The sequence below is a fragment of the Ideonella sp. genome (assembly GCF_036277275.1).
GTDB lineage: Bacteria > Pseudomonadota > Gammaproteobacteria > Burkholderiales > Burkholderiaceae_C > Ideonella.
This window is the reverse complement of record NZ_DASUNH010000015.1, coordinates 1-15,866: the sequence shown is the minus strand read 5'-3', so window position 1 is coordinate 15,866 and position 15,866 is coordinate 1. Positions and strand designations below refer to the sequence as shown.

General features: G+C 69.3%; 12 protein-coding genes. 3 read left to right on the top strand and 9 right to left on the bottom strand.

Going from position 1 to position 15,866, the window contains the following annotated elements; genetic code table 11:
• Positions 1-13: 13 nt before the first annotated feature.
• The 5 genes from pbpC to VFY73_RS02925 all read right to left on the bottom strand — a co-directional run bounded on the left by pbpC (position 14) and on the right by VFY73_RS02925 (position 10,817).
• Positions 14-2,191 (bottom strand): penicillin-binding protein 1C, encoded by a 2,178-nt coding sequence (gene pbpC / locus VFY73_RS02945; RefSeq protein ID WP_329716417.1) that lies wholly within the window; start codon positions 2,189-2,191, stop codon positions 14-16.
• Positions 2,192-2,193: 2 nt separating this feature from the next.
• A complete protein-coding gene (locus VFY73_RS02940; RefSeq protein ID WP_329716416.1) occupies positions 2,194-8,349 on the bottom strand; it encodes an MG2 domain-containing protein in 6,156 nt (2,051 codons plus the stop codon).
• Between the two features lie 88 nt (positions 8,350-8,437).
• Positions 8,438-9,703: a lipoprotein-releasing ABC transporter permease subunit gene (locus VFY73_RS02935; protein ID WP_329716415.1), complete on the bottom strand. Its 1,266-nt coding sequence runs from the start codon at positions 9,701-9,703 to the stop codon at positions 8,438-8,440.
• Entirely contained in the window at positions 9,700-10,230 is a 531-nt protein-coding gene (locus VFY73_RS02930; protein ID WP_329716414.1) for a GNAT family N-acetyltransferase, read from the bottom strand. Before VFY73_RS02930 ends, VFY73_RS02935 begins: the two co-directional genes overlap by 4 nt.
• Positions 10,227-10,817 (bottom strand): XRE family transcriptional regulator, encoded by a 591-nt coding sequence (locus tag VFY73_RS02925; protein ID WP_329716413.1) that lies wholly within the window; start codon positions 10,815-10,817, stop codon positions 10,227-10,229. Before VFY73_RS02925 ends, VFY73_RS02930 begins: the two co-directional genes overlap by 4 nt.
• A gap of 81 nt (positions 10,818-10,898) precedes the next feature.
• On the opposite strand from VFY73_RS02925, the gene VFY73_RS02920 reads away from it, so the two are divergent.
• Together VFY73_RS02920 and VFY73_RS02915 are read left to right on the top strand one after the other, a co-directional pair.
• Positions 10,899-11,879: a DUF72 domain-containing protein gene (locus VFY73_RS02920; protein WP_329716412.1), complete on the top strand. Its 981-nt coding sequence runs from the start codon at positions 10,899-10,901 to the stop codon at positions 11,877-11,879.
• A 120-nt stretch (positions 11,880-11,999) separates the two neighbouring features.
• Complete coding sequence (locus VFY73_RS02915; RefSeq protein ID WP_329716411.1) at positions 12,000-12,536, top strand: hemerythrin domain-containing protein; 537 nt, start codon at positions 12,000-12,002, stop codon at positions 12,534-12,536.
• Positions 12,537-12,542: 6 nt separating this feature from the next.
• On the opposite strand, the gene VFY73_RS02910 is transcribed toward VFY73_RS02915, so the two are convergent.
• Positions 12,543-12,851, bottom strand: a complete 309-nt coding sequence (locus tag VFY73_RS02910) for an antibiotic biosynthesis monooxygenase (protein ID WP_329716410.1) — start codon at positions 12,849-12,851, stop codon at positions 12,543-12,545.
• Positions 12,852-12,961: 110 nt separating this feature from the next.
• Between VFY73_RS02910 and VFY73_RS02905 the strand changes: the two genes are divergently transcribed.
• Positions 12,962-13,927 (top strand): GlxA family transcriptional regulator, encoded by a 966-nt coding sequence (locus tag VFY73_RS02905; protein WP_329716409.1) that lies wholly within the window; start codon positions 12,962-12,964, stop codon positions 13,925-13,927.
• A 14-nt stretch (positions 13,928-13,941) separates the two neighbouring features.
• Here the strand turns inward: VFY73_RS02905 and VFY73_RS02900 are convergent, their stop codons facing one another.
• The 3 genes from VFY73_RS02900 to VFY73_RS02890 form a co-directional block, all read right to left on the bottom strand.
• Complete coding sequence (locus tag VFY73_RS02900; RefSeq protein ID WP_329716408.1) at positions 13,942-14,250, bottom strand: hypothetical protein; 309 nt, start codon at positions 14,248-14,250, stop codon at positions 13,942-13,944.
• 127 nt (positions 14,251-14,377) lie between these two features.
• Positions 14,378-15,415: an RNA 3'-terminal phosphate cyclase gene (gene rtcA / locus VFY73_RS02895; RefSeq protein WP_329716407.1), complete on the bottom strand. Its 1,038-nt coding sequence runs from the start codon at positions 15,413-15,415 to the stop codon at positions 14,378-14,380.
• A 54-nt stretch (positions 15,416-15,469) separates the two neighbouring features.
• A partial coding sequence (locus VFY73_RS02890; protein WP_329716406.1) for an RtcB family protein occupies positions 15,470-15,866 on the bottom strand: 397 nt, incomplete at its 5' end.

Here is a 15,866-nt window from a genome sequence, read left to right as displayed (position 1 = left end):
CGGCGCCGCCCGATCAGTGAAGGCTGCGCCCTTTCGGTTCACCCTGTGCCACCCGCGGCCCTTTGACCAGTGCGCCGCGCACCTCGAAGACCACCGCCTCGCGCACGGCCCCTTTCGCATCCAGCAGCTCCAGCCGGTGCGAGCCCGGCCACGGCAACCACTGCATCGGCTGAGCCGCACCCAGCACCCTGCCGTCGAGCCGCCAGCGCCAGCCGTTGGGCATCGCGTGGGCCGGGGCGATGCGCATCTTCTGTGCGGCGGGTGGGATGTCGGGGTCGAGGGCGAGCACGGTGCGGGCTATCGGTTGAGCGATCAGTGCTGATGGCGGGGCCTGGTCGGCACGAACGATCGTGGCCTGTTCGGTGCCGGCGAGGAACCACTCATGGCGTGGCGGCTCGATGGCTGGGTCGAAGCGCAAGGCCTGGCGAACCAGACCCGCCGGTGGCGCCGGGTCTTTCGTGGTGGCCGTCGCGCCGGCATCGCGCCGCCACAGCTCGTCCATCACTGCGCGCCAGATCGGCGCGGCGCCGCTGACACCGGAGACGTCGGCCATCGGCAGGCCGCTGGCGTTGCCGATCCACACGGCCACCGTATGGCGACGCGAGAAGCCGACGCACCAGTTGTCACGCATGTCCTTGCTGGTGCCGGTTTTCACCGCGCTCCAGCGGCGCGTGGCCAGCACGTTGTCGAGGCCGAAGGTCACCGCGCGGGCTTCGCGGTCGGCCAGCATGTCGGTCACGATGAACGCGGCAGCCGGGTCGAGCACGGCGCGCGGCGCGGCCTTGGCATCACCGGGCTTGAAACGCAGCGCGGACACGCGGCCGCCATTGGCCAGCGCGCGGTAGGCATTGGCCAGGTCGGCCAGGGCCACCTCGGCCGAGCCGAGCGCGAGGCTGTGGCCGTAGTAACCGCCACTTTCTCGCAGGCCCAAGCCCAGCGCGTTGAGCCGCTGGAAGAACGCCTCCGGCGTGACGCTGACCAGCGTGCGCACTGCCGGCACGTTCAGTGACCCGGCCAACGCCGTGCGCACCGACACCAGGCCCTTGAAACGCTTGTCGTAGTTCTGCGGGATGTACAGGCCGCCCACTGTCTCCAGCCCCAGCGGCGAATCGTCGATCAGTGACGCGGCCGTCAACCAGCGTTGTTCGATCGCCAGTCCGTACAAGAAGGGCTTGAGCGTCGAGCCGGCCTGGCGCCGCGCGAGCACCCCATCGACCTCGCCGGCCTGCGACAGCTCGGGCCCGCTGGAGCCGACCCACGCGAGCACGTCGCCGCTCGTGTTGTCGATCACCAGCAGCGCACCGTCGTCGACCTGACGGCCGCGCAACTCGGCGAGCTGGCGGCGCAGCGTGTCACGGGCGAAGCGCTGCAGGCCCGCATCGAGCGTGCTGCGGACCTGCGGGGCCGCTTCGCCGCGCAGCAAGCGGCGCGCGACATGCGGCGCGAGTTGCGTGTCGCCATCCAGCCGTGCGACGGCGGTGTGGCCGAGTGCGTAGACGGTGGCACCTTCGAGGCCCACGCAGTCCAGCTTCTGCTCGCGCAGGATGACGCAGGCGCGCTGGCTCACGGTGGCCGGCGAGGCGTTCGGTGCGCGCAGCAGCGCCACCGCGATCGCCGCCTCTTGCGCGTCCAGCCCACTCGGGCGTTTGGAGAACAGCGTGGCCGCCATCGCGGCGATGCCGACCTGCTCGCCGCGGTACGGCACCAGGTTCAGGTAGGCCTCGAGGATCTGGTCCTTGCGCCAGCGCTTCTCCAATGCCAGCGCGGTGCCGGCCTGCGTGAGCTTGGTGCCGAGGCTGCGGTTGCCGCCGCGGCCGCTGGCTTTCGGGTCCAGCAAGCCGGCGAGCTGCATCGTCAGCGTCGACGCGCCGCGCGTGCGGCTGTTCCACAGGTTGCCAAAGGCCGCCGCACCCACGGCCGACCAGTCGACGCCGCTGTGCTCGTAGAAGCGCTTGTCTTCCGACAACAGCAGCGCCGTGCGCATGGCGGGCGAGATCTCGGTCAGCGGCACCCAATCGAGCTTGCGCACCTTCAGGTTGGTGCGCACGGTCTGCAGCGGTTCGCCATGGCGGTCGAGCAGCACCTGGTCAGACGGTCGCCACGCGGCCTTGACCTCGCCGAAGCGCGGCAGCTCGCCGGCCCATGCAGCGCCGACCATCATCAGCAGCATCGGCGCGACGAGCCGGCGCATGCTCACGGCTTGACCACCCAGCGCGCATTCGGGGATTCACCGAACATCTCGGGCGCATACATCGCCTCGACGCGCGTCTGCGGCAGGCCGAAATCGCCGGGGTTGTTCAGGCGCACGGTGTATTCCAGCACCAGCGGGCCCTTGGGCAGGTAGCGGTAGTAGGCGCGGAAGGCCTCGAAGCTGCGCTCTTCATAGGCCAGCCAGCCGCGGCTGTCGCGCTGCTCGCCTTCGGTCGACAAGGCGCTGTCGCGGCCCAGCCCACTGCCCAGCAGCGTGGCGCCGCCGGGGATCGGGTCGTGCACGACCACCCAGGTCATGTCGGCCTGTGCATCGATCGAGAGCTTGACGCGGTAGACATCGCCGCGGCTGTAGCTGCCTGCCATCTTCTGCTCGACCGGTGTCAGCGTCTTGGTGATACGGTAGCCCGACGAGAACGGTTGCTCGACCGGCACCGCCGCCTTCGAAATCACGGTCAGCCAGGGCTTGCCGGAACCCTCTTGCGTGACCTTCAGGTCCCCAGCGGACAACGGCGCCGACGCAGCACCGAGCTTTGGCGCCGGCCATCCCATTGCGAGGGTGCCGCCCTGCGGCTTGGCAGCCCAATCGAGGCTCTGCGCCGGTGCGCCGTCGAACCCGGCCTTCGTGCTGCCGGCCACCGGCTCGTTCTCGAAGCGGCGCGAGAAGGCTTCCATCGCCAGCACGCCCCAGACATTGGCCGGCGTTGTCGACCAGCGGCCGTACTGCTGGCGTTGCAGCGCACCGGTCACGAGCCGCGGCATGTCGTCCTTCCAGCCGGGGCGCTGCATCACCGCGACCAGCAGGCGCAGCGCGTTGCTGTCGCCGTTGGCCATCAGCCACCACCAGTTGTCGTCACGCTCGGTCGAAAAGCCCATGCGCGTGCCCTGCAGGTTCAGGCGTGAGCGCAGGATGGTCTCGGCTTCGGTGATGCGCTGCTGACGCTCGGGCAGGTTCGGCGTGCGGTCGAGCACCATCAGCCAGTCGATCACCGCGGCGGTCGGCCATTGGTTGGGCACGATCTGGATAGCCTGCAGCATGCGCGGCTGCACCTTGCCGCTGCGCGACAGGGCTTCCAGCGCGCTGAGCTTGCGCACATCGAGGTCGCCGTTGCGCAGGAATGCCGGCACCCAGAACTTGCGCTCCAGCCGCCCTTCGACGAAGGCGACCAGCCCGGCCTCCATGCGGCTCTTGGCCGCGTCGGGGATCGCGTACTCGCTGCCCGCCTCGGTGCTCGCCGACAGCAGGTAGGCCGTCAGGGTGTCGCTGCCGCTGTTGCGGCCGCCGGCGCCGGGCGGGAAGTAGTGCGCCAAGCCATCGTCATCCAGGTACAGCGGCAGCCGTGTCATCAGCGATTGCCAGCGCGGCGCATCGCGCAGGCCGATCGCCACCGAGGCCTGCTGCTCCAGGCAGCTCCAGGGGTAGGCCCAGAAGTACGCGCGAACACCGGCCAGGCCGTCGCCCAGCTTGGGCTTCAGGTTGACCTCGATGCCGCCGCGCATCACGCCTTTGGCATCACGCAGCGCCGTCTGCGGTGGCGCCACAGAAAGCGACGCCGCCTTGTCCAGCTGCGTCAGCGTGGCCTGCTGCACCGTCACCGGCACCGCCTCGGCCACCTTCTGCGTGAACTTCATCTTGTCGCGTGCGGCGGCGCTCTCGGCCTGCAGCGTCCACTCGACCGACTTGACGTTGAACGGCACCAGCGCGTCCCACGCCGCCTCTTGCGCACCGTTGGCTTCGATGCGCAGCGTCTGCGGCGCCATCGTCTGCGCACCTTCGCTGCTGTCGACGCTGGCGCTGAGCTTGACGTCCATCGCCTTCGCGGTCGTGTTGCGCAGCGTGACGCTCGCGCGGTAGCGGTCGCCCTCGCGCACCAGCGGCGGCAGGCCGGCGAGGATCTGCAGGTCCTGCGTGCTGCGGATGCTGGCCTGGCCGGTGCCGAACAGGCCGGCGTTCGCGCCCTGCACCGCATCGGCCACCGCGACGATGCGAAAGCTCGTCAGCGCATCGTTGAGCGGCACGGTCAGCGAGGCCTGGCCGTTCGCATCCAGCGTGACGCGCGGGTTCCACAGCAGCAACGTGTCGAACAGCTCACGCGTCGGGAACTGGCCGCCACCGCCGCCGGCCGGCACCGCCTTCTTGCCAAAGTGCCGCTTGCCGATGATCTGCATCTGCGCCGTCGAGGTCTCCACGTCGTAGTCGCGGCGGCGGATCATCGCCTTCAGCAGGTCCCAGCTGTCGTTGGGCATCAGCTCGAGCAGCGCCTCGTCGACCGCGGCCACCGCCACCTCGGTGCCAGCGGGCGCCGGCTGGCCACCCGGCAGCGTGACCTTCAGCTTCACCTGCGCCTGCGCGCGGATCGGGTAGCTCGGCTTGTCGGTCGTCACGTCGACCTTCAGCTTGTGCCCCGCGGTGCCGACCAGGATCTCGGCGATGCCGTACTTGAACGCCGGCTTGGCCAGGTCGACCATCGCGGTCGGTGGCTGCACCGGTTCGTCGGCCTGCTTGTAGTCGCTCCACCACTGCGAGGGCGATTTCCAGCCCCACTGGAAGAACGAATACCACGGCACCTCGCGCAACCGCCCGCGCACCGCGAGCACCGAGATGTAGACGTTCGGCCCCCACTCGGGCTTGACGGGCAGGTCGATGGTCGGGTCTTTGCCGTGCAGCTCGATCGTGCGCGTTTCGAGGATGCCGTTGCGCTCGATCGCCAGCAGCGCGGTCGCGTGGCGGAAGGGCATGCGCACCTGGAAGCGTGCGGTCTGGCCCGGCTCGTACGAGCGCTGCTCGGGGATCACGTCCATCCGGTCGTCGTTGTCGCCACCGAACCAGGTTTCGCCCTGGCGCGTGACCCACGCGCTGGCCGCGGCGCGGGTCGCGTGGCCGCCGGCATCGGTCGCGCTGGCGATCAGCTCGATCTCGCCGGCTACCTTAAGGCTCACGTCGCACAGCAGCAGGCCGCGCGCATCGGTGCGGCCGGTGCAGACCTCGCCCAGCTCTTCGTCGGCGCGCTGGTTGTCATAGGCATAGAAGCCGCCCACCAGCCGGCGCCGCGTCGACTGCACCTTGTGCAGCACGGCACGCAACGACACCTGCTGCTGCGCGATCGGTTTGCCCGACGTGTCGAGCGCCAGCACCTGTGTCGGTAGCGACTGCTTGACCGACACCCAGCGGTCGGTGCGCACGCCCAGCACCACCGCCGAGGGCCAAACGGGCACGGTCTGCGTCAGCGTCTGGATCTCGCCGTTCGGATCGGCGTAGGTCGCCTGCAGCAGCAGCTCGGAGGCGCGTTGCACGGCAGGCAGGCCGGTCAGCTTGACCTGGCCGGCGCCGTTCTTGTCCAGCGTGACGGCGAGCTTGTCGCCCACCAGCTTGGCATCGGTGCCGCCGCGGCGCGAGAGCATGCGCCCGTCGTCGTTCTCGTCGACGTATTCTTCTTCGAAATACGGTGCGACGGTGGCATCGCGTGCCTGCCGCGGACTCTCGAAACTGAAGCCGGGGTAGGCCTGGTTTCGCCGCGACGTGTCGCCATTGGCCGGCCGCAGCTGCGCGGACACGCGAACGTCCAACCCGGCCGCGCCGCCGCCGCTGCCGTAGTTGACCTGCAGGTCGATTGGCACCTCGGCCGGCTGCACCAGCGCGCCCTTCGGTGGCACCAAGCGCCCGGTCATCAAGGGCAGGCGGAACTCTTCGACGCGAAAGCCCCCGGTCTCCTGCATCGTCACCCGGCCATCGCCAGCGAGCGCCACGGCGTAGCGCCCGAGCTTGGCGTCACGTGGGATCTCGAACGTCGATTCGGCATAGCGCCCCGCGCGCCAGACGAGCGGGAACTTGAACTCCTGTCGCGAACCGTCGTGGGTGACGACGAGCTGGCTGGGCAACTGATCTGCACGGGCCATCCCGATGCCGGCCAGCTGTTCCTGGCGGGCAAAGTGCTTCATCGACACCGTCTGGCCGGCGCGCAGCAAGGTGCGGTCCATCACGGTGTGCAGCCGCGTGGCCCGTTCGTCGGGGTCACCCCAGCGGCCGGCCATGGGCAGGTGGAAGCGCCACGCCTCGAGGCCTTCGTTCCAGGTCGACCAGACGAAAGCCATGTCGGTCCAGCCCTTGGTCGCGTCGGCCTTGCGGGCGCTGACGAAGTAGCCGACCTCGCGGCCCAGGTCGCCGCGCGCACCGTTGCAGGCTTCCCAGTTCAGCTCCGGCAGCTTCACCGGCACCAGCGCAAAGCCGGTGGCATCGGTGCGGCCGCTCCACTGCGGCACGCCATGGCAGTCCGAGATCTGCACCTGTGCATCGGCCACCGGCCGGGCCTTGTCGAGCGTGGTCACCCAGACGCCCGAATTGACGGCGCCCCATTTGAAATGCACGCCGAGGTTGGTGACCAGCGCCGCGGTGCGCACGTACATCGGCGCTTCGCGGTCGAGCAACGAGCGGCCCAGCCGCGGCGACTCGATCTCGACGATGTGCAGCCCCGGCTCGCGCAGCGGGATGCCGACCACCTCGAACGGCCGGCCTTCCTTCGCATCACTGGCCGGCAGCGACAGGCGGCGGGCGTTCGGCTCGCCGCTCAGCAGGCCCACCGCGCGGGTCTGCACCGCCTTGGTTTCGTCGGGCGGCGTGTAGTCGCCGTACTCGCCCTCATCGCCCTCGCCTTCCGGAAGGTCTTCGCCATAACGCTTGGTCGGCTTCGCCGGCTTGGTTTTGGGCGGTGGCGGCGGCAGCTTGCGCTTCAGCTCGGCCTCGACCTCGTCGCGCGGCAGCCAGCGCTCTTGGTAACGCTTGACCTTGGCGAGCCAGGCGACGATCTGCCTGTCGTCGGTCAGCCGCATGTCGCGCACCGGCAACGGGCCGGCCGGGCTGAGCCCCTTCACGGCCAGATCGGCTTCGACGTGACGCAGCGTCACCGGCAGCAGCGGCTCGGCGTTCAACTCCAGCACGCCGAACGGCGCGGCAGCGAACTTGGCCAGCGGCGGCGCACTCGCGGTCTTCACCGTGAGCGGGAAACGGTTGGCGTTCGCCAGCGCGCGGCCGGCGTCGTCCTTGAAGTCAGGCGGCAGCTCGACGCGCAGCGCCGCGGCTTCGGGCAAAGCCACTTTCCAGTGCGCCGCACTGACGCCTTCCTGCGCGCGCAGCTCGGCCACGTCGTTCGTCTTGCCAGGGCTGCGGCCGATCAACAACAGGAAGCGCTGCACCCCGCGCTCCCAGAACGACAGCAACTGCTCGGTCTGGTCGCCGCGGCCGGTTTCGAGCTGCGGTGCGAGCCGCTCGCCCGAAGGCAGCACCAGCGCCGCCTTCTCAGCCACGCTGCGCGGCACCGGCGACGAGAACTCCAAGCGCACCGGCCGGATCGGCAGGCAATCGGCGCGGGCGTTCTCGCGTTCGCAGGTGAAGCTGGCGTTGAACGGCGGCCGCACTTCGTAGCTCAGGCGCTTGTCGGCCGAGTTCGGCACGCCAGACGGTGTGGCAATGCCCTTGCCCCAGACCAGCTCGAGCTTGGCGCCGGGCGGCAGCGGCCGCGCGCAGCGCACCGTGGCCACGCGCGCCTGCTGCGCACGCAGGTTGACCGCCTTCAGGATCTCGTCGCGCACGCTGCCGGTGATGACCTTCAGCGGAATGCGCTCACCCAGTGACGACCCCTGGCAGTGGCCGAAGCGCTCGATGCTCTCGGGCGTCGCCGCGCCGTTGAGCAGCAGCGCGAAGACCTGTTCTTCCTCGACCCGGCCGCCGTAGCCGCTGCCGCCGTCGCTCGGGTAGGCTCGCCGCACGATCGGGCCGCCGGTGTTGAAGGCGTAGCGGGTGGTGCCGGTGAGGTCGCTGCCGCCCAGCGCCTTCAGCCCGGTCTTGGCGGTCAGCTGGCAGGCGCTGCCGGCTGGCACGTCTTCCTTGAAGTCGAAGACCCAGGTCTTGTCGTCGACCCAGCGGCCGCTGCCCGGCGCCGGGCACGCGACGTCGAACGGCGCCGGCAACCGCGGGTCGCCGAAGCGCACCATCGCCTCGCTGAACGTGGCGCGCACCTGCCGCACCTGGGCCACCTCGCCTTGCGGCGACAAGGTCTGCACGGTCACGGCCGTGGCCGGGCCGGCGGCAAGCGCCATCAGCGCCATCGACACGGCCAGCGCGCAGTGGAGCAGGTTGTTGTTCATCGGGGCGCCTCTCCTGTGGTTCAGCCCGCGATGATGCAGCAGCCGGGGGGCATGCACGGCCGCCGAGGCTAGGGGTTGAGTGAACGCGCTACTCGTGGCGCAGCCCTTCGACAGGGTTCAGCCGGCTCGCCTTCCAGCTGGGGTACAGCGTGGCCAGCAGCGACAGCACGATCGACATCAGTGCCACGGCGACGATCTCGCCGGCCTGCGGGTCGCTCGGCATGTGGTCGATCAGGTAGATGTCGGAGCGCAGGATGGTGGTGGAAACCAGCGCTTCGATGCCGGCCACGATCTCGGTGATGTGGCTCGTGACGAGCAGGCCCAGCGCCAACCCGCCGAACGTGCCCGCCACGCCGGCGGCCGCACCGTTGACCATGAAGATCAGCATGATCGACGCCGGCGAGGCCCCGATCGTCCGCAGGATGGCAATGTCGGCCCGCTTGTCTTCGACCGACATCACCAGCGTGCTGACCAGGTTGAAGGCCGCCACGGCGATGATCAGGCTGACGATGAGCGCAATCATCCGCTTCTGCAGCTGCAGGCTGTCGTGCCAGGCGCGGTTGGTCTGCGTCCAGTCGCGGAACCGGGCCGGGGCGGGCAGTTGCTGGACCTCGTCCGCCGCGGCCAGCCGCTCGGCCACGCTGCGTGCGGCGCTCGGGTCGATCACCTTGATCTCGACGCCCGCCACGCCGGCGTCGCCGAACAACTCCTTGGCTGTCGCCAGCGAGCAGAACGCGTAGCCGCTGTCGAACAGATGGTGGTTCGCGCTGAACAGGCCCGACACGGTGTACGGGCGCAGCTCGGTCTTCTGATTCGGGTTGACGGGGCCGTGCAGCGCCGTGAGGACCACCGTGTCGCCCACCTGAACCTGCAGCTGTTCGGCCAGCGCCGAGCCGAGCACCACGTTCCTCCCCGGCTGCTTCAGTGTCTGGAATGCGTCGCGGGCGATCTGGCCACCCAGCGCGGTGACCTTCGCCTCGGCGTCCGGGTCGATGCCCCTGACGCGCGCGCCGCGCATGAGGTCACCACGGATCGCGAGCGCGTCGCCGATCAGCAACGGGGCGGTCGCAACCACCGTGTCCGGCGCGGCGCTGCGGATGGCCTGATCGAGCGCGGCTGGGGCCAGGCGGGTGCTCGTGGACAAGGCCTCGACATGTGGCACCACTTCCAGCATGCGGCGGGCAACCTCTTGCTCGAAGCCGTTGAAGATCGACAGCGCCGTGATCAGCACCGCCATGCCCAGCGCGATGCCGACGGTGGTGATCAGCGAAAAGAACGACAGCGGTCCGCCACCGTGCCCCTTGGTCTTTCTGAAATACCTCCAGCCGACCCAGACTTCGAACGGAAGATTCACGGCAGGTGCTTGAAGTAGAAGGTCGTGCCGCAGGGCTCGCCGTTCGGCATCAGCGCATACGCCGGCACGTCGCCGACACGCTGCCAGCCGGCGCGCTGGTACAGCCGCTCGGCATCGCCGCCGGTCACGGTGTCGAGCACCAGCACCGTTCGCCTTTCGGCGCGGGCCTCGTCGTCGAGCGCGGCCATCAGCTGCTGCGCGATGCCGCGGCGCCGCGCGCGCCGGTGCACGAGCATCTTCGCCACATCCGCGCGGTGCGGCTGGTTGTCAGGCAAGCCGGTGATCAGCTGCACGGTGCCGACCAGTTGGCCGCCCGCATCGTCGGCCACCAGCAGCACCCGCTCGCCCTTGGCCACCCCCTCGGCGACGCCACGCCAAAAGGCCAATGCGCGCTCGCGCGGCAGCGGCGCCATGAAGCTCACCGACGCGCCGCCTTCGACGCAGTCGATCAGCAGATCGGCCAGTGCCTCGACACAGGCCGCGGCTTCGTTGGCGCCGACGCGCCGGATCGTCACTTGCTCGGTCATCCGTTTCTCCGGGTGGGCATGAAAGGCAGGGTCACCAGCGCGACCAGGTAGCGCGCGGGTGAGCGGGTCGGGTTGCGGTAGACGATCGGCTGGTCCAGCCGCATCGCGAGACAGTCGCCGGTCTCCAGCCGCCAGTGCGTGTCGCCCACCGTCATCTCCATCGTGCCGTCGATCATCCAGACCTGCTGGTGGACCTCGGTCTCGCGCGGGCCACTGTCATAGGCGATGCGCTGGCCGGCCGGGAAGATCACGTCGACCAGCTGGAGCGGCGAGCGCGCGGCGGGCGACACATTGCGCCGGACGTAGCCGGTGGCCGGATCGGTCCACAGCGGTTGCTCGGCGACGCGGGCCATCGGTGAGGGCTCGGTCAAGACCTTGGCACTGTCTTCGAACAGAGAGGCGACCGTCACGCCGAGCGCGGCGGCGAGCTTGTCCAGCACGACCGCGGTCGGGCTGCTCTGGCCGCGTTCGATCAGCGAAATGTTGGAGCGGCTGACGCCGCTGCGCTCAGCCAGCGCGTCCAGCGACAGGCCGTGCGCGTCGCGCAGCTCGCGCACGCGGCGACCGATACGGATGTTGATGTCCATGTCTTCCAGTTTACAGGAACAATGATCCATTTAACTGGAATGCGGTCCGATCTGCGGGCGCGCCGATTGCCGGGCCACGGCATGGCTGCAGCACACGGCGACATCCGCATCGGCATCTCGGGCTGGCGCTACGCGCCGTGGCGCGGCGTGTTCTACCCGCCCAAGCTGCCGCAACGGCAGGAGCTGGCGTTCGCGTCGCGCATGCTGCCGACGATCGAGATCAACGGCACGTTCTACTCGCTGCAGCGGCCGGAGTCGTTCGAGCAGTGGCACGACGAGACGCCCGAGGACTTCGTCTTCGCGGTCAAGGGCCCGCGCTACATCACGCACATGCGGCGCCTGAAGGATGCGCGGCAACCGCTGGCGAACTTCTTCGCCTCGGGGGTTTTTGCGCTTGGCGACAAGCTGGGGCCACTGCTGTGGCAATGCCCACCTCACCTGCCCTACGACCCAGCGCGCTTCGAGGCCTTTTTGAAGCTGCTGCCGCATGACACCGATGCGGCACTCGCCTTGGCGCGCGGGCACGACGAGCGCCTGAACGGCCGCAGCCTGCTGCGGGTGCGGCATTCGCAGCCACTGCGCCATGCACTGGAGATCCGCCACGACAGCTTCATCGACCCCGGCTTCATCGCTATGCTGCGGCGGCACCGGGTAGCGTTGGTGGTGGCCGACACGGCCGGCAAATGGCCGCAGCTGGAAGACCTCAGCGCCGACTTCGTCTACCTGCGGCTGCACGGCGACAAGGAGCTGTATGCCAGCGGCTACAGCGACGCGGCGCTCGACCGCTGGGCCCAGCGCATTGCCGCGTGGCGCAACGGCCGGCAGGTGGCCGACGCGCGACTCGCGTCGCCCAAGGCCGCATCACGCCGCGCCAGGCGCGACGTCTACTGCTACTTCGACAACGATGTGAAGGTGCACGCACCATACGACGCGGCGCACTTGGCGAAGCGGCTGGGCCTGCCCACCGGCCTGGCGGCCGACGAGCAGTTCATGCCACCCGAGGGCCTGCCGCCGCCGCGCAGCCGCGCACCCGCCTTTGGCCCACCGCGCGCCCACCACTGACGCGGCGAACGGTCCTACAACGTGAGTCGCCCGGCGCCTACGCGGCGCCTCGGCGTGACCGCCCACACTGGGCCGCAGTGGCCGTCGCCCGCAGTCGGCACATCCCAGGACATTCACCTCATGACAGCACCCACGCTCTTCGACGCCCTGCGCGACAGCCACGCAATCCAGCGCAGCCTGTGTCGTCGCCTGACGCACACGCGCCACCCGCAGCGGCGCGAGATGCTGTTCCTGCAGCTCAAGGTCGAGCTCGAAGCGCACGCGGCGGCCGAGGAACGGTTCTTGTACGTGCCGATGCTGATGACGGACGCCGGCCTCAGCGCGACGCGCCACGCCTTGTCCGAACACCACGACATCGAAGAGTTGTGCGAAGACCTGAGCGTGCGCGACAAGGCCAGCGACGAGTGGACCGCAACGATGGCCGCACTCAGCCACAAGGTGCACCACCACCTGGGTGAAGAAGAGCGCAAGTTCTTCAAGGTCGGCGGTCGGTTGCTGAGCGCGCGCCACAAGGCGCAGCTCGCCCGCGACTACGAGAAGGACGTGGTGCGCCTGCGCCGCTTGTACGCGGCGAACTACAGCACGGTGTCGGTCGACGCGGCCGGCACGGTTCGACTGTCGCGCCGGGCAGCGCAACATCCGGCTGCACCGGCCTGATTCAGGTCAGACCGCGCCGCTGTTCTTCAGGCCCAACACCTCGATCGGTTCGATCGAAGGCGGGCTGGCGAACAGCTCAGGCGCCTTGGCCATCAACGCCTGCGCGATCGGGCCCGTCAGGTGGCCCTGGCGGCCGGCTTCGTCGTGGAAGGCGTCGAAGACACCGAAGGTGGTCGGCGACAAGCGCAGCGCGAACCAGATCGGCGTGGCCGGCTCATCGCGCGCCATCGTCAACGCGGCTTGCAGGAACTGGGTGACCTCGGCTTCCTTGCCGGGCTTGGCTTCGAGGCGGGCGAACAGGGCGAGCTTGATCATGGGGTGACTCCTGATTGAAGGGTTCGTCGGTGATTCGACGGGGGCCAGTGTCGGCATCGAAGCCCCATCACGCCATTGCCGCAAATGACATTTTCGATACCATATACGCCATGAAGATTGCCGTGCTGGCGCTCGATGGCGTTTTCGATACCGGGTTGGCATCGGTGCTCGACACCTTCACCACCGCGAACGAACTCGCCGCGCTGCAACAACTGCCGGCGCCGTGCTTCGACATCACGATCGTCGGCGTGCGCAAGCAGGTGAGCACCGCGCTGGGCCTGCACGTGCCGGTGCAGCCGGTGAGCGCCTGCCCGCAACCGGACTGGGTCGTCGTACCGGCGCTGGGCACCAAGATGCCCGAGCCTTTGGTGCATGCGTTGGCGCGGCCCGACACCCGAGACGGCGCGGCCCAGCTGGGCGATTGGCATGGCGGCGGTGCACGCGTGGCCGCGGCTTGCATCGGTGGTTTTCTGCTCGCCGAATCGGGCCTGCTCGAGGGCCACGAGGCCACCACCACCTGGTGGCTCGGGCCGCTGTTTCGCCAACGCTACCCGGGCGTGCGGCTCGACGAGTCGCGCATGCTGGTTCCCTCGGGTGACTTCGTCACGGCCGGCGCGGCCATCGGACACCTCGACCTCGCGCTGTGGCTGGTGCGCCAGCTCAGCCCCGAGCTGGCCGCTGTCGTGGCGCGCTACCTGCTGGTCGATTCGCGGCCGTCACAGGCCGCGTTCATGATCCCGGACCACCTGGCCCATGCCGACCCGCTGGTGCAGCGCTTCGAGCGCTGGGCCCGAGGCCGGCTCGACCAGGGGTTTTCGCTCGACGCAGCCGCCGATGCGTTGGCCACCAGCAAGCGCACCTTGCAGCGCCGGCTCGAGGCCGTGCTGGGCAAGTCGCCGCTGTCGTACTTCCAGGATCTGCGCGTCGAACGTGCCGTGCATTTGCTGCGCACCAGCCAGGCCGACATCGAGAAGATCGCGGCCGAGGTGGGCTATGCAGATGGTGTGACGCTGCGCACGTTGTTGCGCAAGCGCCTGGGGCACGGCGTGCGCGAGCTGCGCGCGCGGGCCCGCTAGAGTGGTCGGTCGACTCAGCCGCGCAGACGATCCTGCACGCGGTCGATCACCGCCCAGACGATGTCGGCTGCGGCCTGCCCGTTCATGAAGTGGCCGTGTTCGACGAAGTAGCGATCGGCCATCGCTTCGCGCAGCGCCGGCGCCTGCGACACATTGCCGGGCAAGTCACGCGCCGAGCAGCCAGCCAGCGCCTGTTTCAGGCGGCGGGCGAACAGCTTGTAGGCCACCGGGTCCAGCGGCAGGCGGCCAGTTTCCATCTCGTGCAGCTTCTGCGCCACGTCGAGCACGTAGAGGATCTGACCGGAGGAAGCGGGCAAGGGCATGGTGTGGGGTCGCCAAACGCGAGTCGCATTCGAAGGCCTCCAGCATCGCCGTGAAAGCACCCGCGCGATCGGCTGAAAAGCGGCTGCACACCGGCGCTTGTTACCAGTGACGGCCGCTTCGGCCCGATCAATGCGGGCTGATCGTCACGCGCCAGGCGCCATCAGCACCCTGCGTCTCGCAGCGCACCGGCAGAAACGCCTCGATGACCTCGAAGTTGGTGCGGGCATGCTCGGTCAGCTCGGTGAAGCTGTAGGCGGCGGTGCGGCCGCTGTCGTGCACCGCCAGCGCCAGCGGCAAGGCCAGCTGGTCGGCCAGGTGCGGGCCTACTGCGCCGCTGCCGGCCTGGAAGACACGCAGCTCGGCCACCGCCGCTGCTGCGACGCTTTCGGCACTGCGGTTCTTCTCGCCGAACGCGGTGACCAGCTCGGTCACCTGCTCGTAGGCCAGCGTCGCCATCAGCGCATTGCCGGGGCCCTCGTCTTGCCGAACCGCCGGCGTACGCAGCTGATCGTTTGACCACCCCATCGCCTCGCCCAGCGTCGACAGTTCGCGGGTCGCGACGCCACGCGGCAGGCCCGGCACCAGGCACTCGGCATACACCTCACGCAGCGCACCGCGATGCAGCAGGTCGAAAGGCTGCAGGCCGTGCTCGGCGGGCGTGATCGTCGCCACTGCTTCGCCGCCACCGGCTGGATAGAAGCCGTGTCGGCGCAGCTGCAGTGCCAAGCCCACACCCATGCGCTTGAGCAGCGGCGCGAAGCAGCGCTCGATGAAGTGGAACGGCGGCGCCATCGGGTTGTGCGTGCCGCCGCTCAGCTCGATGCGGCTGGGCGCGTTGGCGCGCATCAGCGCCGGCAGCACCGTCTGCAGCACCAGCGTGCAGCTGCCCGCCGAACCGACGGCAAAGCGGTAGTCACCAGCGCGCACCGCGCCCGGCTCGAATTGCAGCGACGACGAGCCCAACTCGGCGCCGCTGACCACCGCGCTGCTGATCGCCTGCGCGGCCTGCACGCACGACAGATGCTGGCGCATCAAGCCCGGCTTCGGGCGCTTCGCGCGGATGCTGTGGATGCGCAGCGGCTGGCCGGTGCACATGGCCAGCGCCAGCCCGGTGCGCAGGATCTGGCCGCCGCCTTCGCCGACGGAGCCGTCCAGTTCAATCATCTTTCTTCCCTCTCTTGTTCTTGGTTGATGCACGGGCTGCCGCCCGCCAGGGGCTCAGCCCTTCACGCACACCACCTGCTTCAGCGTATGCACGACCTCGACCAGGTCCTTCTGCGCATCCATCACCGCGTCGATGTCCTTGTAGGCCATCGGGATCTCGTCGATCACGTCCTTGTCCTTGCGGCACTCGACGCCTTCGGTCGCGGCGCGGTGGTCGGCCAGCGTGAAGCGGCGCTTGGCTTCGCCGCGGCTCATCGTGCGACCGGCGCCGTGCGAGCAGCTTTCGAAGCTCTCGGCGTTGCCCTTGCCACGCACGATGTAGCTGCGCGCGCCCATGCTGCCCGGGATGATCCCCAGCTCGCCCTTCTTCGCGCTCACCGCGCCCTTGCGGGTCACGAACACGTCCTGGCCGAAGTGGGTTTCCTTCTGCACATAGTTGTGGTGGCAGTTC